The 23,205-nt window shown below is 68.4% G+C and carries 15 protein-coding genes and 1 pseudogene; 7 read left to right on the plus strand and 9 right to left on the minus strand.

Annotated features, from left to right (window positions below):
- Positions 1–91 precede the first annotated feature (91 nt).
- Positions 92–931: pseudogene (locus ACP4J0_RS28980) on the plus strand (SDR family oxidoreductase); the annotation flags it as partial.
- A 350-nt stretch (positions 932–1,281) separates the two neighbouring features.
- Here the strand turns inward: ACP4J0_RS28980 and ACP4J0_RS28985 are convergent.
- From ACP4J0_RS28985 to ACP4J0_RS29005, 5 genes are all read right to left on the minus strand, one after another.
- Positions 1,282–4,092, minus strand: a complete 2,811-nt coding sequence (locus ACP4J0_RS28985; RefSeq protein WP_426601678.1) for a DUF5695 domain-containing protein — start codon at positions 4,090–4,092, stop codon at positions 1,282–1,284.
- Between the two features lies 1 nt (position 4,093).
- The gene (locus tag ACP4J0_RS28990) at positions 4,094–6,109 is read right to left on the minus strand and encodes a glycoside hydrolase family 127 protein (RefSeq protein ID WP_426601679.1); all 2,016 of its coding nucleotides are present in this window, start codon (positions 6,107–6,109) and stop codon (positions 4,094–4,096) included.
- A 59-nt stretch (positions 6,110–6,168) separates the two neighbouring features.
- Complete coding sequence (locus ACP4J0_RS28995) at positions 6,169–6,996, minus strand: carbohydrate ABC transporter permease (protein WP_426601680.1); 828 nt, start codon at positions 6,994–6,996, stop codon at positions 6,169–6,171.
- Positions 6,997–7,065: 69 nt separating this feature from the next.
- Positions 7,066–8,025: a carbohydrate ABC transporter permease gene (locus ACP4J0_RS29000; RefSeq protein ID WP_426601681.1), complete on the minus strand. Its 960-nt coding sequence runs from the start codon at positions 8,023–8,025 to the stop codon at positions 7,066–7,068.
- A 23-nt stretch (positions 8,026–8,048) separates the two neighbouring features.
- Positions 8,049–9,344, minus strand: a complete 1,296-nt coding sequence (locus ACP4J0_RS29005) for an ABC transporter substrate-binding protein (RefSeq protein WP_426601682.1) — start codon at positions 9,342–9,344, stop codon at positions 8,049–8,051.
- Positions 9,345–9,606: 262 nt separating this feature from the next.
- On the opposite strand from ACP4J0_RS29005, the gene ACP4J0_RS29010 reads away from it, so the two are divergent.
- Complete coding sequence (locus ACP4J0_RS29010) at positions 9,607–10,683, plus strand: LacI family DNA-binding transcriptional regulator (RefSeq protein ID WP_426601683.1); 1,077 nt, start codon at positions 9,607–9,609, stop codon at positions 10,681–10,683.
- A 785-nt stretch (positions 10,684–11,468) separates the two neighbouring features.
- Complete coding sequence (locus ACP4J0_RS29015; protein ID WP_426601684.1) at positions 11,469–12,839, plus strand: cytochrome P450; 1,371 nt, start codon at positions 11,469–11,471, stop codon at positions 12,837–12,839.
- Between the two features lie 183 nt (positions 12,840–13,022).
- Here the strand turns inward: ACP4J0_RS29015 and ACP4J0_RS29020 are convergent, their stop codons facing one another.
- From ACP4J0_RS29020 to ACP4J0_RS29035, 4 genes are all read right to left on the minus strand, one after another.
- Positions 13,023–13,739 carry a VOC family protein gene (locus ACP4J0_RS29020; protein ID WP_426601685.1) on the minus strand — a complete coding sequence of 239 codons (717 nt, stop codon included), beginning with the start codon at positions 13,737–13,739 and terminating at the stop codon, positions 13,023–13,025.
- Between the two features lie 72 nt (positions 13,740–13,811).
- Positions 13,812–15,581, minus strand: coding sequence for a phosphatidylglycerol lysyltransferase domain-containing protein (locus ACP4J0_RS29025; protein ID WP_426601686.1), 1,770 nt, complete (start codon positions 15,579–15,581; stop codon positions 13,812–13,814).
- A 127-nt stretch (positions 15,582–15,708) separates the two neighbouring features.
- A complete protein-coding gene (locus ACP4J0_RS29030) occupies positions 15,709–17,241 on the minus strand; it encodes an MFS transporter (RefSeq protein ID WP_426601687.1) in 1,533 nt (510 codons plus the stop codon).
- Positions 17,238–17,789 carry a TetR/AcrR family transcriptional regulator gene (locus ACP4J0_RS29035; protein WP_403190959.1) on the minus strand — a complete coding sequence of 184 codons (552 nt, stop codon included), beginning with the start codon at positions 17,787–17,789 and terminating at the stop codon, positions 17,238–17,240. Before ACP4J0_RS29035 ends, ACP4J0_RS29030 begins: the two co-directional genes overlap by 4 nt.
- Before the next feature lie 310 nt (positions 17,790–18,099).
- Here ACP4J0_RS29035 and ACP4J0_RS29040 point away from each other — a divergent pair, with 310 nt between their 5' ends.
- The 4 genes from ACP4J0_RS29040 (at position 18,100) to ACP4J0_RS29055 (ending at position 23,131) form a co-directional block, all read left to right on the plus strand.
- On the plus strand, positions 18,100–19,305 hold the full coding sequence (locus ACP4J0_RS29040; protein WP_426601688.1) for an FAD-dependent oxidoreductase: 1,206 nt from the start codon (positions 18,100–18,102) through the stop codon (positions 19,303–19,305).
- A gap of 62 nt (positions 19,306–19,367) precedes the next feature.
- Positions 19,368–19,922, plus strand: coding sequence for a TetR/AcrR family transcriptional regulator (locus tag ACP4J0_RS29045; RefSeq protein ID WP_426601689.1), 555 nt, complete (start codon positions 19,368–19,370; stop codon positions 19,920–19,922).
- A 247-nt stretch (positions 19,923–20,169) separates the two neighbouring features.
- Positions 20,170–21,525, plus strand: coding sequence for a flavin monoamine oxidase family protein (locus ACP4J0_RS29050; protein WP_426601690.1), 1,356 nt, complete (start codon positions 20,170–20,172; stop codon positions 21,523–21,525).
- 388 nt (positions 21,526–21,913) lie between these two features.
- Positions 21,914–23,131, plus strand: a complete 1,218-nt coding sequence (locus ACP4J0_RS29055) for an FAD-dependent monooxygenase (protein WP_426601691.1) — start codon at positions 21,914–21,916, stop codon at positions 23,129–23,131.
- Positions 23,132–23,205: the final 74 nt, after the last annotated feature.

Genomic DNA, 23,205 nt, shown 5'->3' on the forward strand with positions numbered 1-23,205 from the left:
CCACCGGCAACGGCAAGCTGTATCTCTGCGCGATCAAGGATGTCTTCAGCAACAGGATCGTGGGCTACTCCCTCGACTTACTGGGGCCACCGGGGCGATCGGCCGCCTGGTCGTCGCAGGACTGCTTGACGCCGGTCACACGGTGCGTGGAATGTCGCGGCACCCGCAACGTGCCTCACTCCCGGATGGTGCGGACGTGGTCTTCGGCGACCTGGACGACCCGTCCACGCTGAGGCACGCATTCGACGGTGCCGCGCAACTCGTCCTGATCGCGGTCCCCGAGACCGTTGAGGCGGTCGTCTCTCGCTCGAAGCAGGCGGGCATCGAGCATGTGGTCGTGGTCTCCTCCGCCGCCGTGACGGCCGGCTACGACACCACGTACAACGCGGTCGTCGAGCAGGCCGTCATGGGCTCCGGGCTGGACTGGAGCATCGTGCGTCCCGGTGAGTTCGCGACAAACTCACTCCTCATATGGGGGCCGGCGATCAAGGCGGATCGCCGAGCTGTGGAGCCCTTTCCGGATCAGATCGGGCACCCCGTCCATAAAGCCGACATTGCCGACGTCGTCCTGGCCAACCTGCTCGCCCCACGCCGCCGCGGGCGGATCGACACGATCATCGGACCGGACAGTCTCACCAAACGCGAACAGGTTGCAGTGATCGCAGAAGCGATCGGAGAACAGATCACGCTCGATGAGGTCTCCGCCGAACAAGCCCGCGGCTTCTACCGAGCCCAAGGCGGCTTCGCGGCCACGAACGCAGACTTCCTGTTCGGCTTCGAAAGCTACGACGGCGTCGAAGGCGTCGCAGACGAACCCCATGACACGGGCGCCCCGGACGACGATGCCTACCTCACACTCGACCAGATAACAGGAACGCCGGCTCGCACCTTCCGCCAATGGGCGCACGATCACGCCCCCGACTTCACTTGAGCACTGCATCGCGTTGCGCCACGAGTTGGTGTCTTCGCCGGTGAGGCGGCGGGCCATCAGGTCGGGTTGTGGCGAGGTGGATCATGACTTCGGAAGCGCGCGGGTTCAGGAGCGGTCAGCGCCCCGGGACCGTTGCCAGTTCTCATCGACATTTCCGGACCGTTTGATCGCGAAGTGCTACCCGAAACCGTCGACAGGCGTTGCTGGCTCCCACGTACAAAGCCAGACGATCAACTTAGGAGTGGGCCGGAACCGTCATCAGCCCATGCAGGGCCCATACGGGGCATCCGACCGGCGTCTCTCATGCTGACTCCGTGCACCGTGTAAGTCTTGGGCGACCAGATGTGTGGTCAGACACCCACGATACGCAGGATCTGCCCGCTGCCGGTCAGCATCTGCACCCCGCTGACGACGACTTCCCTGCCGTCGCTGACCACGGTGCGGGCCCCGCCGTCGTCGACCGACACCTGGTACGTCCCCGCAGGCAGGTTGTGCAGGGTGATCTCTGGTGAGTAGCCGCCCGTGACCACGCTCTGCAAGGTGACCCGGATGTCGCGTAGGTCGGTCGACACCTGAGCTCTGGTGTACGTCGCCTTGTCGATCTGCAGGCCGAACTTCCCCTTGTTGTACAGCGCCAGGCGCCGCCGCACACCGTCCTTGGGAACGACGACGTAGGCGCCGTTTCGCAGGCTGACGTCTCCGCCGTAGGCGTACAGCCCCACGGTCCGGTCCTCGACCACGTTGACGGTGGCGGTCCGCAGGCCGCCCCAGAAACCCAGATCGGCCTCGCCGGACCAGGCCCACCAGCCGTTGAGGTTGGGGATCCAGGCGTAGTTGCCGGCGCCCTTTTCGCTCTGGAACTGCCAGGAGGCCGCCCCGGTGTTGGCGGCGTCACCGCTGATCTGGCCGGAGTTGATGTTCGCCCATCCGGCCAGGTAGGCGCCGTAGGTGCTGCGCATCATCTCGTCGAACTCATCGCCGCCGGTGGAGGCGTATGAGTACAGGTAGTCCTGCTGTTGCCAGGCGCCGAGCTGGCACTCGTACCCGAGGTTCCACCACGACTCACCCATGTGCCGGTTGTCCGAGCCGTAGAAGTACCACAGCGGCTGGGTGCCGCGCGCGGCGAGGGAGGCCCGCGTGACCTTGTCAGCCAGCGCCGTGTCGCCGTACTTCTTGGCCAGCGTGTAGCAGCCCTCGAACCCTGTGGTGTCGATGCTCATCTCCGAGGCGAAGGGATACTCCTGCGCGAAGATCCGGTCCCGCTTCGCCCGCAGGAAGCCGTCCAGGCGCTGGGCCTCGGCGCTGCGGCCCTCCGCTGCGAGGCACGCGAGGATGTCCGGGTAGAGCATCTCGCCCATCAGGCCGACGTCGTGCGCGGCGTCACCGATAGGGGTGGGCTGCGGGATCCTCGTGAACATGGCTTCGAGCGTCTTGTAGCCCATCACCAGGTACTCGTCGGACGTGAGCCGGGTCCGGATGTGCGAGTACCTCTTGGCGATCTTGTACATGTTGAGGTACGTGTTCGCGATGTGCACGTAGTTGTACGCTCGCCAGACGCCCTGGTCCTTCGGGGTGCCGTCCTGTCCGTCGTACCAGCGGTAGACCTGGTACGTGCGGGCGCCGTTCTCGGTGCGGGCCTGCAGGTAGCCGAGGAGGAAGTGCTCGACGTAGTAGTCGAGTGAGGTGACTTCGCTCTGGGTGGGCGTGGAGGCGTTCTTCTCCGACAGGAAGGCCGCGGGAGCCAGTCCGAGGTCGTCGGAGCCTCCGGCCATCCATTCCTTCCAGCCGCCGCCGGGGTAGTCGTCCCAGGTGATCAGCTTCTTACGGCTCATGTCCCACTGCAGGTAGGCGCCGTTGTAGCCGCGGGTCGTCCTGGCCTGCTGCTTGGTGGCGAGGAACGTCGCGTGCGCGGTGACGAGTTCCTCGATCGGTCTGATCGAGTAGTACTGCAGGACCGACTGCCTGCCGTTGTCGTAGTGGACGGTGACGAGGTGGGGACCGAGGCCGGGGAAGGTGAGGTCGTACAGGGTGTAGCCGTTCCTCGTGCCTCGGGAGGTGACGGTGATGTTCCGGCCGCTCTCGCCGGTCACCCGCTGGATGCCGCCCTTGGCCCGGACGGCCAAAGTGGCTCTGGTGTCCTGCGGGACGACCATGCCTGGCAGCGAAATCGCGTCGACCACGCCGGCGTCGTGGAGGACGTCGCGCAGGTCGGCGTAGTCGGCGGCCCAGCGGAAGGTGAATCCATAGGTCTTCTCCGCCCCGGGTTCGAGGACCAGCGAGGTCGCCGGGAGGTACTTGGCCGTCTTCGCGGCGCGCTCGACGCTGATGTTCTTGGAGTGGATGAAGTACTCCACCACTCCTTCCCAGGAGGGGTCCTTCTCGGCGAACGGCCCTTCGTCGTACCGGGCCTTGTTCTTGAACTCCAGCGACGTCCCGCCGTGGGGCACCATCACGAGGAAGGGTCCCACGCCGTTGGGCCGCTGCCAGTAGATGTAGGAGCCGTCCTTGCCGACGAAGGAGTGCCGGCCGACGTTCTGCTCGTAGATCCCCTTCTGATCGCCGCCGTTCCACCAGGCGTTCATCAGCAGGGGGAAGCCGACATCCTGGAACTCCAGGCGCTCGGTCGAGGTGTTCTTGAGTCGGATCGTCCACTCCAGCCGGTTTCCACCGGCGCCGGCCAGTGTGTAGGCCTGGGTGAGTGTGAAGCCCTTGATGCCGTTCGCGTGTGCCGCGGTGCCTTCGTAGGCGACCTGCACCCCACCGGTCACGGACGTCACCTTGCGGATGTCGTCCGACAATGAGGTCACGGCCGCAGTACCGGTGGTGGCGGACCCCTTCCGCACGTTGAAGACCATGTCGCCGACCCACCGGGAGTCGTCGACGTCGAACGCGGAGTGGATCTCGGGATTCATCACGTAGTTGGTGCCGAAGCCGTCCTGGGGGTTGGACAGCTGGAACACCCCGCCCGACGCCTGGTCGACACTCACGTCGAAGTACGTCGACGTGATCCTGTTGACCGGTCCGGGCAGGGCCGCCGCCGGCCGGGGAACACCCAGTACGCCGAGGGCGGCTCCGGCTAGGCTCAGCGACAGAAGGCGCCGTCTTGAGACGTCGGCCCGGCCGCCCGGGTTTTCCGAGTGCTCCGAGTGCCTTGTGCTCACGTCATCGTGTCCCTTCACTCAGATGATCCTTGTCGGCCCGGTCGGCCGTAGGCAGCCACACCCGCATCGTGGCCGGACCCCGGTTCGCCCACGTGTGGTACGGGATCAGAGTCAGTTCGCCGAAGGCCGGGGTGGGATCGGGGTGGGCTTCGTCCTCCGGGGCGTACGGCCAGTCACTGTCGACGTGGCCTGCCACGGTGCCGGTGACGCGCACCGTGCGGCCCTCGTTGCGCGGTGCGGCGTGCGGGTCGACCAGGACGTGCGAGACGTCGGCGCCCTCCGGCAGGTCGGCGGACTCCGCGCAGTACACCAGGGGTCCCCGCTCGACCGCCACGCAGCCGCGCACGGCATCGATGCGCGGGTCGGGCCGCACGAAGCGCGGGGCGTCCGGAAGTTCGAGCAGCACCTCGTCGCCGGCCTCGAAGGCACGCGACACGTGGACGGTGCCCGGGCCGACCTGCCGGCGGGTGCCGTCGGGTTCGACGAGCCACGCGGTGCGCGGGCCGCCCCAGCCGGGCACGCGCAGCGAGAGGGTCCACTCCCGACCGGGCGTGGCCGGGGCCTCCACCACGACGCGGACGCGGCCGTCGTAGGGGTAGTCGGTGTGGACGCCGAGCGTCACGCGGCCGGCGCCCGGCACGGCCTCCGCCTCGATGCGGGCCGGCGCGTACTGGTGGATCTGGATCCCGCCGCCGTCGGTGCTGGCCAGGTATGCGGGCAGCAGCGCGAGCGTGCGGGCGACGTTGGTCGGGCAGCAGGAGACGGCGAACCAGGGGGCGCGCAGGCCGGACTCGGCCCGGGGGCTCGGCCGGTCGGCGGCCGGGACGGTCCCGGCGGTGCGCTGGTGCAGGGTGTTGGTGTAGAAGAAGGCGCGGCCGTCCTGTGCGGGCGACGCGGCGATCACGTTGTACAGGGTGCGTTCGATCAGGTCCGCGTACCGGGCCCTGCCGGTGGCCAGCAGCAGGCGCCAGGACAGCATGACGGAGGCGACGCCGGCGCAGGTCTCGGCGTAGGCGCGGTCGGCCGGCAGGACGTGGTCCTCGCCGAACGACTCGTCGCGGTGGTGGGCGCCCATGCCGCCGGTGATGTAGGTGCGGCGCGCCACGGTCCGCTCCCACTGGCGTTCGACGGCGGCGAGCAGCTCGCCGTCGCCGGTCTCGGCTGCGACGTCGGTGGCACCGCAGGCCAGGTAGAGGGCTCGGACGGCGTGCCCTCGCAGGGTGTCCGCGTCGCGCACGGGAGTGTCGTCCTGGTAGTAGGCGCGGCCGAACTCGATGTCGGCCAGCGTGCCGTGCCCTCGCCTTTCGATGAAGAGCCGGGCCTGCTCCAGGTACAGGGGTTCGCCGGTGGCCCGGGCGAGTTCGGCCAGTGCCGTCTCGATCTCGGGGTGGCCGCAGATGCCAGCGCCGTCCGCGCCGAAGGTGGCGCACACGTGGTCGGCGGCGCGTATCGCGGTGCGGGCGAGCGGTCCGCCCCCGCGGGTGCGCAGTTGGGCCACTCCGGCCTGGATCAGGTGTCCGTAGCAGTACAGCTCGTGGCCCCACTCCAGGTCGCTGTAGCGGGGCGGCTGGCCGGGGCGGCCGAACCGGGTGTTGAGGTAGCCGTCGGGTTCCTGAGCGGCGGCGACGGTGGCGGACAGCTCGTCGCACCTCGCCTGCAGCTCCGCCCTGGCGTCGTCGTCGGTCTGCCGGGCGGCTTCCCAGACCAGCGCTTCCAGCAGCTTGTAGACCTCGGAGTCGGAGAACTCCCTGCCCCGGCGGGCCCGGGCCAGTGTTCCGGTGACGGCGTGTCGGAAGTTCCCGGTCCAGCCGGCCCGCTCCAGCCAGTCCTGGCAGTGGGCGAGTGTCGCGGCCGCGTTCACGCTCTGCCGTTCTCCCCAGAAGCCGCCGGTGATCGCTGTGGCGTCGAGTCCCAGCGGACGCAGAGCGCTCCGCGACGGCTGGACGGGCACGGCGGTCGATGGGGCGGCTCCTGGGGTGGCGGACGTGAAAGTCGGCGGCGTGACGGTCTCGGACATGGTCTCCCTTGCATGGGTGCGTGGAGTCGCGGTCGACGGTGGCGGGGAGGAGGTCGGGCTCATCCCTTGAGGGCGCCGGCCATGAAGCCGCGGATGTAATGCCGTTGGAGCAGGAGGAAGAGTGCGAGGCAGGGAAGGGCCAGGACGACCACTCCGGCCTCGGTCGCGCCGTAGTCCACTGCTCCCATGGACTGCTGGCGAAGGTTGGCGACGGCGAGCGGCAGGGGTGCGCTCTCGCTGTCGCTGATCAGGATCAGGGGCGCGATGAAGTCGTTCCACGCGGCGAGGAACGCGAACAGACCGACGGTGATCAGTCCCGGCTTCACCGCGGGCAGCAGGACCCGCAGCAGGGCCTTGGCCGTGCCGCAGCCGTCGACCATCGCCGACTCCTCCAGTTCCTTCGGAACTGACTCGAAGGAGATCCGCATCATGAAGGTCGCGAACGGCAGTTGGTACATGGCCAGCACCAGGCTCAGACCGACCAGCGAGTTCTGCAGTCCGAGCTGTCCCAGCAGCACGTACAGGGGGATCAGCAGGGTGGCGTAGGGGACCATCAGGATGGCCAGGGTGAGCAGGAACAGGAGGTTCTTGCCGGGGAAGGTGAAGCGGGCGAAGGCGTATCCCCCCAGCAGCGACACCAGCAGGGTCACCGCCACCGTCAGTGCGGAGACGACCGTGCTGTTGAGGAAGTAGCGGACCAGGCCGGCGTCGTAGTCGAGCAGGGTGTGGTAGTTGCCCAGGCCGTACCCGGAGGCCTGACCGGTACCGGGCTGGGGGCTGACCGACGCCCACGCGCTCCACAACAAGGGGAAGAGGAAGACGACCGCCAGCCCGCCGGTGAATACGTAGTACGGGGTGCGGCCCAGAGTTCGGACGTTCGTGCTCACGGGACCGGTCTCCTTGGTGCTGCGGGCGGTTCGGGGACAGTGGGCAGGGGGCGGTACGGGAATCCGTCGCTACTCGTCGGCACCACGGAGACCCCGGAACTGGGCGAAGTTGAAGACGAGCAGCGCCAGCAGCACGATCACCGACAGGGCCCCGGCGGTGCCCAGGTCCATCTTCTGGAACGCCTCCCGGTAGATGAGCTGGACGACCGTGACCGTGGCGTTGTCCGGGCCTCCCTTGGTGAGGATGAAGAACTGGTCGAAGGCGAGCAGTGAGCCGGTCACCGACAGCAGCAGGCACAGCGCCAGGGAGGGGCGCAACAGCGGGAGGGTGATCGAGCGGAACACCTGGGCCCGCGAGGCGCCGTCCATCCGTGCCGCCTCGTACACCTCGTGCGGGATGCGCTGCAGTCCGACCAGGAGGATGAGCATGTAGAAGCCGGCGAACTTCCAGACGATCAGGAAGACCGTCGACATCAGCGCCGAGGTCGGCGTGCCGAGGAAGGAGACCGGGCCGTCCGCCAGGCCGACGTCCTGGAGCAGATCGCTCAGCGGGCCGGCGCCGGGGCTGTAGAAACCGTAGAAGAGCAGTGCCGCCGAGGCCAGGCCCAGGGCGCTGGGGAGGAAGAAGACGGTGCGGAAGAAGCCGGAGCCGCGCCGGTTCTCCTGGACCAGCAGGGCCAGGAGGAGGGCCAGGCCGATGAGGAGTGCGGTGGCGATCACCGTGTAGAGGAGGGTGAAGCGTACGGCAGGCCAGAACAGCTCGCCGTCGAGGACGTCGCTGTAGTTCTCGGGGGCGTTGACCTCGCGGTAGCCGGCGAGCAGGGGCCAGTCGCTCAGCGACATACGGCCCACGAGCAGCAACGGCCAGATGAAGAGGACGGCGACGAGAGCAGCGGTCGGTGCCGCGTAGGCCAGACCCTTGGCCTGACGGCTTCGCCACCACGGAGCCTTGACGGACGGGGCGGTCGTCGTCCGGGGGGTGCCCCGCGCGGGTTCGACCGCGGGGGGCCGGACGGTTTTCGTCTGCATGGGCGCAACTCTCCCGGAAGGGGTCAGTCGGACAGCGAGTCGGAGATGTCCTGGTTGAGGCTGTCCACGTCCGCGCCGTCACCGAAGACCGCGTCGCGCATGAGAGCGAGCCAGGGGCCGTTGGGGTCGTTGAACGTCTGGCCGAACTTGACGGCGTAGGGGGTGCGCCCCTTGGCCACCAGCTTGTTGACGGTGACCAGCCGCGGGTCGGCGGCCGAGTACTTGTTCTCCGCGAGGTCCGTGCGTGCGACCACGTCCTTGTGGGCGGCCACCACGTCGACCTGTGCCTTGTCGCCGAGCGACCAGGCAAGGAAGTTCCACGCCTGGTCCGCCTTCTTGCTGGTGGCCGCGATGCCGACGGCGTCGCCTCCGACGAACGTGGACTCACCGCCGCCGACCGCGGGGATCGGCGCGACGCCGATGTTCATGTCCTTCGGCATCAGCCCCAGTGCGGTGGACGGCATCGGCATGACGCCGACCTTGCCCTTAGGGAAGACACCGGTCCAGGTCGCGCCGGTCTCCTCCTTGGCACCGGGCGCGACGATGTCGTCCTTCACCCAGCCCCGGTAGGTGTCGTAGACCTTCTTGGCGGTCGCCGACGCCAGCTGTGCCGAGGTGCCGTCCTCGGACAGCACGTCCTGGCCGGCGCCCCAGATCGACGGCCACCAGGTGAAGACCCCGCAGCCGCCGCAGCTCCCGCCGAAAAAGGTGCCGTCGACTCCGCCGCCCAGCCCGTCGACGGCGCGCGCCTGCCGGTCCCACTCCTCCAGCGTGGTCGGCGGCTTCTCGGGGTCCAGCCCGGCCTTGTTGTAGAGGTCCTTGTTGTAGAAGAGCACGGACAGGTCGAGGGTGTGCGGGACGGCGTACTCGCGCCCCTCCCAGGTGCCCGCCTTGATGTGCGAGGGGGCGAGGTCGTCCCCATGGGGCAGTGCGTCGATGCGGTCGGTGAGGTCCGCGTAGAGGCCGCTCGAGGTGTAGTTCGGTACGAACACGACGTCTGCGGCGAACAGGTCGGGCAGGTCCCGTGATCCGGCCGCGGCGCCGACCTTGGCCTGGTAGTCGTCGGTCGGGACGACCGTCAGCTCGACCTTGTTCTCGTGGGTCTTGTTGTACTCCGCGACCAGGGCCTCGCTCTGGGTCTTCGTCGCGGCCCGTGTCCACATGGTGAGCGTGGAGCCGTCGTCGAGGCCCTCCACACCGCCCTTGCCCGTGCCGCCTCCGCCCGTCTCCTGGGCGCCGGTGCCACAGCCGGCCACTGCCAGTGCGGTGACCAGCGCGCAGACCGCCCAGGCGCGGAGTCCGCTCGGTGCATTACTCATCGTGTACTCCCCACAACGAAGGCTGTCTCCCACGACAGCTGCGGTCCCCGCGCTGTCTTCAGACCCGCGACCGAAAGGAACCGAAAAGGTTTTCAGTGAACGTAGGGCGCCCTTCCGAGGGCAGTCAATCCCTCTGCACCGGGGAAACTTCGATGCCCACCCGCGTGACGCGTCAGGTAGATGCGAAACTCATCCAGTACGGTTTTCACGTCGAGGCCCCCAAGCGGCCCAGACGCCCGGTCACGCACGGGAGGGGCGGTTCATGACCCAGAAGGCTCGCAGCCGGGAGGAGCGGGGCGCGGGGAGGGCGGGAGACGGCGTCCGTCGCACGACCGGCAACGTCACTCTCAGCGACGTGGCCCGCCTCGCCGGGGTGTCCATCGCCACGGCGTCCAAGGCTCTCAACGGGCGGGACCAGGTGCGCGCAGAGACGCGCGAGCGCGTGCTCGACGCGGCGGAGCGCCTCTCCTTCCGCCCCAATCCGTTGGCCCGCGGGCTGCTGGCGGGCGCCACGGGCACCGTCGGCCTGCTCACCGGGGACCTGGAGGGCCGCTTCAGTCTGCCGATCCTGATGGGCGCGGAGGACGCGTTCGGTGCCGGGGAACTGTCGGTGTTCCTCTGCGACGCACGCGGCGACGCGATCCGGGAGCGCCATCATGTCCGCGCGCTGCTCGACCGCCGGGTCGACGGCCTGATCGTGGTCGGCAGCAGCACCGACCCGCGGCCCTCTCTCGGGCGCGATCTTCCCGTCCCCGTGGTGTACGCCTACGCCCCCTCCGAGGACCCCGCCGATCTCTCGTTCGTCCCCGACAACGTCGCCGCGGGACGCATGGCGGTGGAGCACCTGCTGGCCTGCGGACGCACGCGGATCGCGCACATCGCGGGCGACGCGGGCTACGCCGCGACCACCGACCGCATCGCGGGCATCGCCGCCGCGCTGGCCGAGGCCGGCCTCGAACCGGCGGCACCGTGCCGCACCGGCGCCTGGAGCGAGAGCTGGGGCCGGGCGGGCACGGCCATGCTGCTGGACCAGGGTGCGGAACCGGACGGCCTGGTGTGCGGTAACGACCAGCTCGCTCGCGGGGCCCTGGACTCCCTGCGCGACCGCGGTCTGCGCGTCCCGGACGACGTCGCCGTCGTCGGATTCGACAACTGGCAGGTCATGACCGAGGGTTGCCGGCCGATGCTCACCAGCCTCGACATGAACCTGGAGCAGCTCGGCCGCGATGCCGCCACGGCCCTGGCCCAGGCCATCGCCGACGGGGGCACGCTCGCCGGCGGCGTACGCGCCCAGCCGGCCCGACTGGTGGTACGGGGGTCCAGCGTTCCCCTGACGTGAGGCAAGCCGCCGGCTCAGTCGACGACCTTCGCCCCGAACCTCTCCTCCCACATGCCCAAGAGCACGTTCAGCCGGTCCGTCGTCACGGGCAGCCGGGTGCTTCCGGGTCTTGAATGCCTCGGGACAGAAGTCGGGACGGCCCCACTTGCCGACGAAGTCCTCGACGGCGGCCCCGGAGTTCGCCACGGTGACGTCCTTGTTCGCGGTGGTCAGTACCCCGGTCGTCAGACGCTGCTGCTGCGCCTCGCGCTGCACCATGTACGACTCGAGTTTCAGGACGACGTACAGCGCCTCCGCGCCGACCCCCTTTGGATGACCAGATGGTGCCCGTCGAACTGGAACTTCCGTGGCGGACAGGGCACCCATCACGGCCCAGTATTGATCTGTCCCGCATCGGACTGGCGCCAACCCGCGCGGAGTGCTTCCTGGAGGCCCAGGACTACGAAGAGACGCCACCGCCAGCGCCTACAAGTTCAGCGCCAGCAGGACGGGACTTCGGGCAACAGGGCGGGCGCAGCGTGAGTCGCCTACGGTTCGATTGACACGTTCGCGTCTCACTTGGGATATCGTTGACTCATGGGCAGTGAGTCGGAACACGTACCGCGGAATCACCGACCTCCTCACTCCCACTACCGCACCTGCGGAACGCGTCGCCCGGGGCCCTGCCGCCGACCTGGCGGAACTCGCATCAACGGTGAGTGCAAGGCGACCCCGGAGCCGTCAACGCCCGCGGATAACAGCCGCGCCCAGCGCCCTGCTTACAGTCGCTTGCCGAGGGGAAGATCATGAGCCACCGCCCCAAAGACATCGAGTCGTCCTGCGCCGGCACGTACGGCCTGCACCGCATGCGGACGAGGCTTCTTGCCCGCACCGGTGACCCTGTCGGCAAACTCATCGCGCCGGACTTCCGGGGGGACGCCTACGCGTTGTACGAGCAGATGCGCGCTCAGGGGCCAGCCCATCGCAGCCGTACAGGACTGCTCGCCGTCCTCTCGTACGACGGCTGTCGCCAGGTTCTCCAAGATCCACGTTTCTCGACATGCGAGTCACTCACCCGCTCCGCACATACGTGCGCGCTCACGCGTCCGGCGCCGACTCGCGCCGAGGGGCGCTGCTCAGGGCCGACACGATTCGAGAAGGCGTACACGATCGCCGCATCGCTGCTGCACCCGGCTCTGCATCGGTCCGCCACCCGAATCGACACCGTCGCTCACGACCTGCTCCGCCAGCAGGCTGATGCCGGCTCCATAGATCTTGTGGACGACTTCGCCTTCCCACTGGTTGTCGCGTGTCTCAGTGAAGTGCTGGGCATTCCGTCAGCCGACTCGGCATACTTTGCTGATATTTGCGACGTCATCGGCCGACCCGTCGACGAGACGCTTTCGGAAGCCCGGGCGGAAGCAGTCCACGATGCGCACGAGGATCTGGCAGCCCTCGCCATCCGATTGGAACGTGAGCGGCGAGGGAGTCCTGGAGGCGACCTCATCAGTCGGCTCACCGCTTCCCGTGGCGGAGATGAGACAGGTCATGGCCTCTCCGCACTGATCGATCACATACAACGGCGTGGCCGTCAGGACACACCAGCGACGAGTCCGGGAGGCTCAGGTATCGCCTCTGACAAGTTGAGCCTGGAAGAGATCGCCGCAGTCTGTAGGACCCTGATCGCCTCCGGCCTGGAGACCGCGGTCTGTCTGATCGGCAACGCGGTGGCCGCGCTCGCGGCCCGTCCTGACCAATGGCAGACGCTCAGAACAGCACCGACCCTCGCGGCCAAGGCGGTCGAAGAGACCCTGCGCTTCGATCCTCCGCACCAGTTCGTCCTGCGTATCGCCTCCGAGCAGGTTGAGGTGGCAGGTCACCCCCTGCCCCCGCGCAGCGGCGTTCTGATTGCGCTCGCCGCGGCCCACCGCGATGGCCACCAATTCCCCGACCCTGACCGCTTCGACCTCGCACGGAGTACCCAGCCCAGTCACCTCATTGCTGACGGTGCCATGAGGCTTGAGAACTCCTTGGCGCAACTGGCAGGAGAGATCGCCCTCAGGACCCTAGCCAGCCGCTTGCCGCAACTGCGACCGATGGGGCGGGCGGTCCGCCGGCCTGGCGGAGCAATCAGCGGCTTCACCCATCTGCCGTTCCATGCGTCTGCAACTCCGTAAAAGTCCCCTTTCGGAGTCGGTACAGAGAATCGGACGTTCCTCGCCGCCTTCACCGCAGAAGACGTACACGCCCCGGGCCCCGTCGCCGAGCGAAGATCATTTGACGTCAACTCTTAGAACTACTGACGAAATGAGGTGCCGTCGGCTCAACGTGGTCCGACGGCACCGTGAGTGGTCCAGGCGTCATTGCCCCAGAGATTGAACTCGGAAGGACAGCCCTTCTGGGCTGTGCAGTCTCAGATTGGACTGGTCGGTCTCTCGGATCCAGGTAGCGAGACTCTGGCCACCGTCACCGATCTGCACGCGGGAGATGACGCCATCCAGGTCATCGACCCCGACGGTAAGTTCCCACTGCGGGGTAGCGATGGGTTCACGCGCCGCGATGAATGCGGCCGCCGCCAAAGGGGTGCCTGTCAACTGGTGGTAGAAGTCCCGGGCCCGGTCCGGTCGGTCGCAGGCCAGGACCATGTGGTGTGGTGCGCCTGCCAAGCGGGGCGGGAAGTTCCACCCGGTGAACCCATGGGGTTGCCACAGGGAGAAAGCGGCACCCACCGGGTCGATCAGCGTCGCCGTACGGCCCTGATCGCCCGCGTCAAAGGGAGCCACGACAAGACGCGCGCCGTTCGCCGTCGCGGCTTCGGCGCGGCGGTCGACGTCGTCAACGGCCAGGTAATAGGCGACGTGGGCGGGCGTGGCCACCGGGTAGATCGGGTTCGCAAGGTCGCTGACGCCGCCGATCTGGTACCCGCCGATGGTTATCTTGGTGGCCTGACGCCAGTCCTCCTCATCCACTGCGAAACACCAGCCCAGTGCCTGCGATAGGAAGGCAGCGGTACCGGATGGGTCGCGGGTTTTCAGGTCCATCCAGCAGAACTCGTTCAACGAACCGAGGGGGGGCATCGTGTCCTCCTTGTCTTTCGAGTGCTGGGTATCGGCTCGCCGGGCGACTGCGCAAGCGGGTTTCGGCTGCTACTAGCTGTCGATCCGCAGGCGTCGCCGATGGAGCCACTTGGGCAACCCCGGGGCCTCCAGAAAGCCCTCGGCGCGGGCCGACGCCAACCCGATGCGCAACAGGTCCGCGCTCTTCTCGAAGAGCAGAAAGCGCGGCTCCCATGTGGGGCGGTACTTCGCGTTGGCGCGGTACAAGGACTCGATCTGCCACCAGCGGGAGAAGAAGCTGAGCAGTGAGCGCCACAGCCGCAGGACCGGACCGGCGCCCAGTCGGGACCCGCGTTCGAACACGGAACGGAACATCGCGAAGTTCAAGGACACTCGGGCGACGCCGATCTCGTTCGCGCGGCGCAGCAACTCGATGACCATGAACTCCATCAGCCCGTTGTCGGAGTCACGGTCCCGGCGCATCAGGTCGAGGGACAATCCCTTCGAGCCCCATGGCACGAAGGACAGCAGCGCCCGCAGCTCTCCGTCGCCGTCATGGCACTCGGCCATCACGCACAGCCCGTCCTCCGGGTCCCCGAGCCGGCCCAGCGCCATGCTGAATCCGCGTTCGGTGTGGCCGTCGCGCCAGTCGTCGGCGTGCTCGACGAGGAGCGCCATCTCGTCCGCGGGGATGTCCTGGTGGCGCCGGATGCGCACGGTGTATCCGGCCCGCTGCACTCGGTTGTGGGCCTGCCGCACGGTGCGCATGGCGCGCCCCTCCAGGGTGAAGTCGGCGATGTCGACGATCGCTTCGTCGCCGAGTTCCAGCGCGTCCAGTCCGTGCCGCGCGTAGATGGTGCCCGCTTCCTCGCTCGCCCCCATGACCGCGGGCGACCAGCCGTGGGCGCGCGCTTCGGCGAGCCAGGGAGTGATGGCTCCCGGCCATGCCTCCGGGTCCCCGATCGGGTCGCCGGACGCCAACGACACTCCGCCCACCACGCGGTAGACGACGGCCGCCTTGCCGGTCGGCGACCACATCGCGCTCTTCTCCCGGCGCAACGAGAAGTATCCGAGGGAGTCGCGTTCTCCGTACGACTCCAGCGACGCCCTCAGCCGTGTCTCGTCGTCCTCGCTGAGCGGGTCCACGGCACGGCGGGCCCGGAACGCGGCGTAGGCGACGGCGACGAGGAGCACCGTGCCGAGCACGTTGATGGCGACATCGACCCCGTGCGCGACGGTGATGCCCGGGAAGCGTGACTCGTCCACGTTGACGGTGAACAGTTGCAGGGTGCCGTAGCCCCAGCGCTCGGCGAACGAGGTGCCGGTGCCGTGCGGAGCGTGGTCGGCGACGGTCACCAGAAGCCACGCGAGCAGCGAGGACAGCAGCAGTCCGCCGACGGCCACCGCCGCGGCGAGCTTCGGGTTGGAGCGGTCACCCTTCGCGTAGAACTCGCGCCGCCCCAGCAGCAGCGCGACCACGAACGTCGCGGTGATGAACAGGGAGATCCAGTCCAGCGGGTGCTGTCGGAACTCCTGGAAGAACATGGCGAAGCAGACGATCGCCAGGAACAGTCCGCCGAGGGCCATGTTCAGTATCCACGCCGCGCGCTTGCGACGCCGCATGGTCACCGCGAGGAAGGCGGCGAAGACCCCAGAGGTGAAGCCGGCGGTCAGCAGGTGCGGCGTGAACAGGTCCTGCTGATTGTGCCGGCGTACGTCCTGGCCGAGGGAGACCCATATCGCGCTGAGGAAGTTGATGAACGCGACGATGCGCAAGTACCACACCGCGTAGGCGGCCGCCCGCTGCGCGAGCAGGGACCTGCGATCCACAGAGATCTGGTTGGCGGCGGGACGGTTACTCATGGTCTCTTCCTGAACGGGCTGTTTTCGGTGGGGCGCTGGTGGCAGCCGCAGCGCGCCGACGGCCGTCGGCGGAGAACCTGTCCGGCCCTCCGCCGACGGCACGCGCCGACGCTGATCTCGTTCGTGCTCAGTGCTCGACGGGTTCGTTGGTCAGCTTCTGGCCGCGCAGCAGGAACCAGGCGACGGCGGACGCGAGCAGCAGCAGACCGGCGCCGACGCCTGAGGCGAGTGCCACACCGTCGACGAAGGACTCACGGGCCGCTGCCAGGAGCGCCGCGGCTGCGTCGGCGGGCATGTGCATGGCCGCCACGACGGCTCCGGCCAGCGATTCGTGTGCCGCCTCCGGGGTTCCGGCCGGTCCGGTGAAGTCCTGGTAGATGTTGGTGACGACCGACCCCAGCAGGGCGATGCCCAGGGCGGTGCCCAGTTCGTAGGCCGTCTCCGAGACCGCGGAAGCGGCACCGGCCTGTTCCTTGGGTACGGCGGTCAGGATGATGTCCGAGGTGATCGTGAACGACAGTCCGGCGCCGAAGCCGACGACCAGCAGGGTGGTGCCGATCAGGGGGTAGCCGGTGGACTGGGCGAGCGTGGTCAGGGCGGCCAGGGACAGGCCGATGGCGGCCAGGCCGCTGGAGACGACCGCGCGCACCGAGAAGCGTCGCGCCGCGGCGCCGGCGACCAGACCGGCCACGACCGCGCCCGCGGCGGCCGGCAGTTCGGCGATGCCCGCTTCGATGGGCCGCCGGTCCTGGACCAGCTGCAGGTACTGGGAGAGGAAGAACAGCAGCCCGGAGAGCCCGAGAATGGTCAGGACGTTCGCCAGGACGGCGCCGCTGAAGCCACGGTTGCGGAACAGACTGACGTCCACCAGCGGAACGGGCAGGGCGCGCTGGCGCCGGACGAACCCGTAGAGAGCGGCGACACCGAGCACGCCTGCCGCGAGGATGAGCCAGGAGAACCCTTCGGACGCGGTCTCCTTGACGGCGTAGACGACGCCGATCATGCCGACCAGCGACAGGAAGACACTCGGCAGGTCCCACGGTCCCGGGGAGGGGTTGCGCGATTCCGGCAGCATCTTGAAGCCGATGACGACGAGCAGCGCCATGACGGGCAGATTGATCAGGAAGACCGAGCCCCACCAGAAGTGCTCCAGCAGCACACCGCCGACGATCGGGCCGACCGCCATGCCCGCGGAGGCGGCGGCGCTCCAAATTCCGATGGCGAGGCTGCGCTCACGCGGGTCGTGGAAGAGGTTGCGGATCAGCGCGAGCGTGGAGGGCATCAGCGTGGCGCCGGCGACACCGAGCAGCGCCCGGGCGAGGATCATCATCTCGGGGGTCTGTGCATAGGCGTTCAGGATGGAGACCAACCCGAACAAGGTCGCGCCGATCAGCAGCAGACGTTTGCGGCCGATCCGGTCACCCAGACTTCCCATGGAGATGAGCAGGCCCGCGAGGACGAACGAGTAGCCGTCGCCGATCCACAGCAGTTGGGTGCCGGAGGGTTGCAGGTCCTCGCTGAGGTAGGGCGTGGCCAGTCCGAGGACGGTGGCGTCCACCGCGACGAGCAGCACGGCCAGGACCAGGACGCCCAGGGCGATCCAGCGGCCCGGAGCCCGTTGGGTGCCGGCCTGTTCAGCCGTACTCAGGGGATGGGTCATGATGCGTCCCTTCGCATCGTGCCGCCGAGCAGCAGCTCGGCGATCATGTGAGTGAAGTCGTTGCGGGCCACCCGGCCCTCGATGACGGCCCAGCCGCCGGCGGCCAACAGTCCGTACAGGGCCTCGGTGAGCCACACCGCGCTCAGGTCGATGCGGAACTCGCCGCTCTCCTGGCCCCGGCGGAACAGTTCGGTGAGCCGGGCGTCGATACGGGACCAGCCCGCGTGCTGCCCCTCGCCTTCGAAGAGCTGGTTCTCGGAGTAGAGGAAGGCGAGCAGGCTCGTGCAGGGCTCGAGGGCACGGACCAGACGGCGCACCGCCTCTTCTGCCGTCCCCTCCGTCAGGCGGGCCGCGTCCAGAGCCGCCTCGCACTCGGTGATACCGAGGTCCTCCAGGGCGCGCACCAGGGCGTCACGTCCGGAGAAATGGCGGTTCAGCGTCGCCCTGCTGATCCCGGCGGCCCGGGCGACCTCTTCCGTGGTCGCCGTGGCCTTGCGCGTCAGCAGATCGGCAGCGGCACGCAACACATGATCACGATCGAAGCTCATGAGTCAACTTTAACTCATACGAGACGAGGGTGTCTCACCCGCTACGTCATCGACTCCCACTGCGACCCCCTGACCCCACCCTCACGCCCCACCGTCAGTCACCACGCGCAGGCCGGCCGCGTCATCCCGAGACCCTTCGGCCGCATCGAAGAACGACTGCTGCCGCATAAGGGCCGGCGCACCACGCTCGGGCCGTCCGAGCGCCGCCGACGAGGCCGCCCCACCCTGGCCGAGGCGGCCCCCCGTCGTTGACAGGTCCCACACCCACCCATAAACTATACTGACACGTCAGACTAGTTTTGGAGGGTGTATGGCATCCGGGACCGTGGAGACCGCTCGCCGACGGGCTCTCGTGGTGGGCTGCGGGATGGCCGGATGCGCCGCGGCATGGTGGCTGGAGCATGAAGGATGGGAGGTCGTGCTCGTCGACAAGGAGGCCGAGCCGTACCCGAGCAGTTATCTGCTGCAACTGGATGCTCAGGCGACGCGGGTGCTGCGACTCATGGGCGGCCAGGAGATCATCGACGAGGTGACCTTCGCGGCGCCGGCGATGTCGGTGCGGTGGGGCACGCGCAAGGTCCGCGAGCTCAAGCTCGACGGCGACAGCGATTGGCGTCTGGCCCGCCGTTCGGTGCTGCTGTCGAGGCTGTTCGCGCACCTGCCGAGCACGGTTCACAAGAGGCTGGGCGTCGGGCTCGAGGCGCTGGAGCACCGTAGCGACGACGTCCTGGCCCGGTTCAGTGATGGTTCGTCGGAGTCGTTCGACGTGGTGGTCGGGGCGGACGGGCTGCACTCGACGGTGCGCCGGCTGACGCTGGCGTCAGAAGCGCACAGCGTGTACCGCAATGGCCTGACCCACGTATGGATCAACGCCGACGTGCCCCTGCCCGACGGGCGTGCGGTGATCGCGTCCCGGGAGGGGATGCTGTCGCTGATCTATCCGTTCCTGGACACCGACCAGACGTCGGTCATGGCGGTTGTTCCCGTGCCGGGCTCGACCACGCCGGACGAGCCGATGCTGGTCGAGCAGGTTTGTGACATGGTCGAGCGCCTGGGCCCGGACATGCGCGCGGTCGCGGCGGCAGCACGCAAGTCCGAGGACACCAAACTGACCCGGTTCTCACAAGTGCGACTGCCACGCTGGTACACCCGCCGGGTCGTCCTCCTCGGCGACTCCGCCCACTGCATCGACCCGGTCTCCGGCATGGGCGCGCACGCGTCCCTGCCGGGCGCCAAGGTGCTCGCCGAGTCCCTCCGCGACACCGCTGACGTCACTCTCGCCTTCGCACGGTTCGAGGCCGAGATCCGTCCCTTCGCCAAGACGGCACAGAGCATCACGGCGCGGACCGTGGAGTTCAGCACCCGGGCCGAGGGACGCAACCGCGCGGCCACGCTCGCCGGAGGGATCGGCGACCTGCTGGCCACCATCCCGGCAACACTGACAAGGCACAGCAACCGCAGGAAGACCCCCTTCGGGGCTGAGCCCTCCCGCCCCAAGCAAATCCCCAACCTGTGACGAGATCGCGCGACCGGGCACACTGGTCGCCGAACGACGTCGACTGCACATGAGAGAGATCAATGGGACGCACAGCAGGACGAGGACCTGAGGACACCAAGCGGTTGATCCTTGACGCCGCGAGGGGTGTCGTCGTGGCCCAGGGAGCCCGGGCGACCCTCGATGACGTGGCGGACGCGGCCGGGATGACTCGCGGGGCCGTGATCTACCACTACAGCTCGAAGAACGCGCTGTGGGTCGCCCTGACCCGCGATGTGCTCACCCAGTTCCGCAAAGCGGTGCATGACAACGTTGAGGACGGCCAGGAACCCGGCCGTCTGGCACGCGCCTTCATCCGCGCATCTCTGGAAGGCGACGAGATCGATGCGGTCGGCGAGCGGCTGTTCCTCCTGGCCGCCCTCGCCGTCACCCCCGGGGTGCCCGAAGTTCTTGCCGAAGACGGGGCCGCCTGGAAGGCCGAGATGGCCAACGACGGACTGTCGGTCGGAGCGCGCACGGTCATCCTCAACGCCATCGACGGCGCCGGCCTGATGACCGGATGGGGGCTCAAGCCTGATCGTGCCGAACTCGTCGCCCTGCGCAACAAGCTGGAGGATCTTGCCAGCCCCAGCGCCTGAGGTCCGCTTTTGAGGGGGATTTCGCCCGGAGCAGGATCGACGCAAGGAAGACCGCCACTTCGCAGGAAGTGGCGGTCTTCTCGTATGTGGTGGCGTTCCCACGGAAGCCGTTCTTCCTGATCGCCCGCAACTCTTTCCACCTTCACCTCGGAACATGGCACCCCGACTTGAAAACTGCACTGACATGTCAGTACAGTATTGGGAAGAGCTAGACGGCCGGCAGGCCGCATACGAACGGAGCGTGACCATGACCAGTGTCAGCACCCGATCCGCCGACGTCGTTGTCGTCGGTGCCGGGCTCGCAGGACTCACGGCAGCGGACCAGCTCTCCCGAGCCGGACACGACGTCGTCGTCATCGAGGGCCGTGACCGCGTCGGCGGACGGATCCACACGGTCGAGGTCGCGGGCGTCCCCGTCGACGCCGGAGCGACCTGGGTCGCACCGGGTCACACCGCGGTACGCGACCTCGCACGCCGATTCGACTGCGAGTTCGTGCCCCAGTTTCAACCGGGCAAGGGCGTCATGTCCTTCGGAGGCAAGCGCAAGATCGAGAGCGCCACGTCCATGGCGCCCTGGGTGATGCTCGACCTCACGCGGATCATGGGCAACCTGCAGAAGATGGTCGACGGCCTTCCCGTCTCGTCCCCCTGGGAGCACCCCCATGCCGCGCATTTCGATTCGATGTCGCTCGGCGAGTGGCTGACCTTGAAGCACGCCCTGACGGACACCCGGAAGTTCATGAACATGTTCAGCCTGGTGCACTGGGGCGCACCCGTCGGCGAGGTGTCACTGTTCAACGTGATGCGGTACATCAAAAACCTGGGCGGCATCGAGCACATGCTCGCCGTCGAGGGCGGCGACCAGCAGGACCGAGTGCTGGGAACCACGCACACGCTGGTCAGCAGGCTCGCCGGCACGCTGGAAGACTGCCTGCTCCTCGCCTCCCCGGTGGAGCGCATCACCACGGTCGGCGAACGCGTCACGGTCGAGACCAGCAAGCACACCATCGATGCCCAGTTCGTCATCGTGACGGCGTCGCCGGCACACCGCTCGACCATCGAGTTCACGCCCGCACTCCCGGAGCGCCACTACGGACTCTCGCGCAGCTGGCGGCTGGGAGCACTCAGCAAGGCTTTCGTCGCCTACGACCGCCCCTTCTGGCGGGACGAAGGTCTGTCGGGGGAAGGAATGTCCGACGACGAGACCGTCTTCCTCACCTTCGACGTCAGCCCCCGCGCCGACGGCCCCGGCATCCTCATGGTGTTCTGTGACGGACGTGGATTCGACGCGTACGACGAGGCGGAGCGCCGCCGCCGCGTCACGCGGCACCTCATCCACCTGTACGGTGAGCCCGCGCGCCACTCCATCGACTACACCGACTTCTCCTGGGGCAACGACAGCTTCGCACCCGGCGGGCCCAACCCGGCAGTCGGACCGAAGACGTGGACCACCTTCGGACCGTTCCTGCGCCAGCCGGTCGGACGCGTCCACTGGGCCGGCACCGAAACAGCCGACGAGACATCCGGCAGCATGAACGGCGCCATCCTCTCGGGCCAGCGCGCAGCCACCGAAGTGGCAACACGCCTCGACGCCAGGCAGTGACGACACCCGCCCTCGCCGGCCCCGTCCCCCGGGCCGCCGTGCGCAACCTCCCGCAAGGCACCTGACCACCGGACCACCGGCCCTTCGCGGTTCGCTACCGCAGGCCACGAGCAGCAGCGGTGGAGGGGGCTGGAACAGTCCGCCCCGGACCGGCCCCAGCCCGCCCGCCCAGAGCACGCCCGCATGCGCACGCTGGAGATCTGCTCAGCGCTCTGCACGTGGGCCGCCGTCTCCCCGCACCATCGGAGCCGTCGTCCACGGTCTGCTCTTCCGCCGCACCCTGCCAGGCAGGATCCCGCCGCCGCACCCGCCGTCCCCATGTCCCCGGCCGCCGCATCACGTAGCGGATCCGCAGTCACGGACCCGCACTGCAGAGGAGAGACCCCAATTGAACAGCAGCACACCCCGAGCCCTCGTCGTCGGCATGGGAATCGGCGGCCTCGCCACGGCGATGCGCCTGCATGAGATCGGGTGGGAGCCCGTGATCGTCGAGCGGGCCCCCGAACGCCGCGCCGCCGGCTATTTCATCGGCCTCTTCGAAACCGGTCGCGCCACCGCGAAGCGCATGGGCATCCTCGACGCCATCGGCAACCGCACCGACACCACCAGCATCACCTACGACGTCGAGCGGGACGGACGCCGCCGTCCCGGGATGGGCTACGGCGACCTGCCCGGCGGCCCTCGTCTGATCCTGCGCGGCGACATCGAGACCGCCCTCTACGACACCGTCGCCCCCCGCACCGAAATCCGCTACGGCACCACGCCCACCGCCCTCGATGAACACCCCGCAGGCGTCGACGTCACCCTCCGCACCACCACCGGCGAAGACGCCGCGGACACCACCGAGCGCTTCGACCTCGTCATCGGCGCCGACGGCCTGCGCTCCACCGTCCGCCGCCTCGCGTTCGGCCCCGACAGCCGGTTCATGCGCCCGCTGCACCACATCGTCGCAGCCACCACCATGAAGGAACCCGTCCCCGGCTACCGGCCCCAGGACGGCATCGTCCTCGCCGAACCCGGGCGCTCCGTGTGGACCTTCCCCTTCACCGACCACCAGCCCGGACTGCTGTTCAACTACCGCACCGACGACGAGGACGCCCAGTTCCGCCGCCCGCCCATCGAGTCTCTGCGCGCCGCCTTCGGACCCGAGCCCGTCGGTCCCGTACTCGGCCACCTGCTCCGGCAGTTCGAGCAGGCAGAGGACTACATCTTCGACTCCGCCCACCAGATCGAAATGGACACCTGGCACACCGACCGGATCGTCCTGCTCGGCGACGCCGCCTGGTGCCTGACCCTCTACTCCGGCATGGGAGCCTCCACCGCGATGGCCGGCGCCGACCTGCTGGGCACCCTGATCCAGCGCAACCCCGGCAACACTCCCCGCGCCCTGCGCGAATGGGACCAGAAACTGCGCCCCTTCATGGCACTCCAACAGAAGTCCGCCCGCACCGAAGGCCTGCCGACATTCGTCCCCCAGACCCGCAAGGACAAAATCGTACGCACCGCCATGCAGAAGGTACTGACCAACCGCGTCGGCAAGAAGGTCATGACGGCCATGATGGACAAGGCGTTCAAGGAGATGTCCATCGACGTCGCCGCCGTCTGACGGCCCCCACCACGAGACCGCGGACTTCGCCGCCATGAAGGCGACCGAGGTCGCCGGCCGCGACGCCTCCGGGC

Source organism: Streptomyces sp. WG7 (assembly GCF_049975785.1).
Taxonomy (GTDB): domain Bacteria; phylum Actinomycetota; class Actinomycetes; order Streptomycetales; family Streptomycetaceae; genus Streptomyces.

Bases quoted from the DNA above. Each gene is read 5' to 3' on its own strand.
- ACP4J0_RS28990 (WP_426601679.1), bottom strand. From the start codon at position 6,109: ATGTCCGAGACCGTCACGCCGCCGACTTTCACGTCCGCCACCCCAGGA.
- ACP4J0_RS29000 (WP_426601681.1), bottom strand. From the start codon at position 8,025: ATGCAGACGAAAACCGTCCGGCCCCCCGCGGTCGAACCCGCGCGGGGC.
- ACP4J0_RS29005 (WP_426601682.1), bottom strand. From the start codon at position 9,344: ATGAGTAATGCACCGAGCGGACTCCGCGCCTGGGCGGTCTGCGCGCTG.
- ACP4J0_RS29010 (WP_426601683.1), top strand. From the start codon at position 9,607: ATGACCCAGAAGGCTCGCAGCCGGGAGGAGCGGGGCGCGGGGAGGGCG.
- ACP4J0_RS29015 (WP_426601684.1), top strand. From the start codon at position 11,469: ATGAGCCACCGCCCCAAAGACATCGAGTCGTCCTGCGCCGGCACGTAC.
- ACP4J0_RS29020 (WP_426601685.1), bottom strand. From the start codon at position 13,739: ATGCCCCCCCTCGGTTCGTTGAACGAGTTCTGCTGGATGGACCTGAAA.
- ACP4J0_RS29025 (WP_426601686.1), bottom strand. From the start codon at position 15,581: ATGAGTAACCGTCCCGCCGCCAACCAGATCTCTGTGGATCGCAGGTCC.
- ACP4J0_RS29030 (WP_426601687.1), bottom strand. From the start codon at position 17,241: ATGACCCATCCCCTGAGTACGGCTGAACAGGCCGGCACCCAACGGGCT.
- ACP4J0_RS29035 (WP_403190959.1), bottom strand. From the start codon at position 17,789: ATGAGCTTCGATCGTGATCATGTGTTGCGTGCCGCTGCCGATCTGCTG.
- ACP4J0_RS29040 (WP_426601688.1), top strand. From the start codon at position 18,100: ATGGCATCCGGGACCGTGGAGACCGCTCGCCGACGGGCTCTCGTGGTG.
- ACP4J0_RS29045 (WP_426601689.1), top strand. From the start codon at position 19,368: ATGGGACGCACAGCAGGACGAGGACCTGAGGACACCAAGCGGTTGATC.
- ACP4J0_RS29050 (WP_426601690.1), top strand. From the start codon at position 20,170: ATGACCAGTGTCAGCACCCGATCCGCCGACGTCGTTGTCGTCGGTGCC.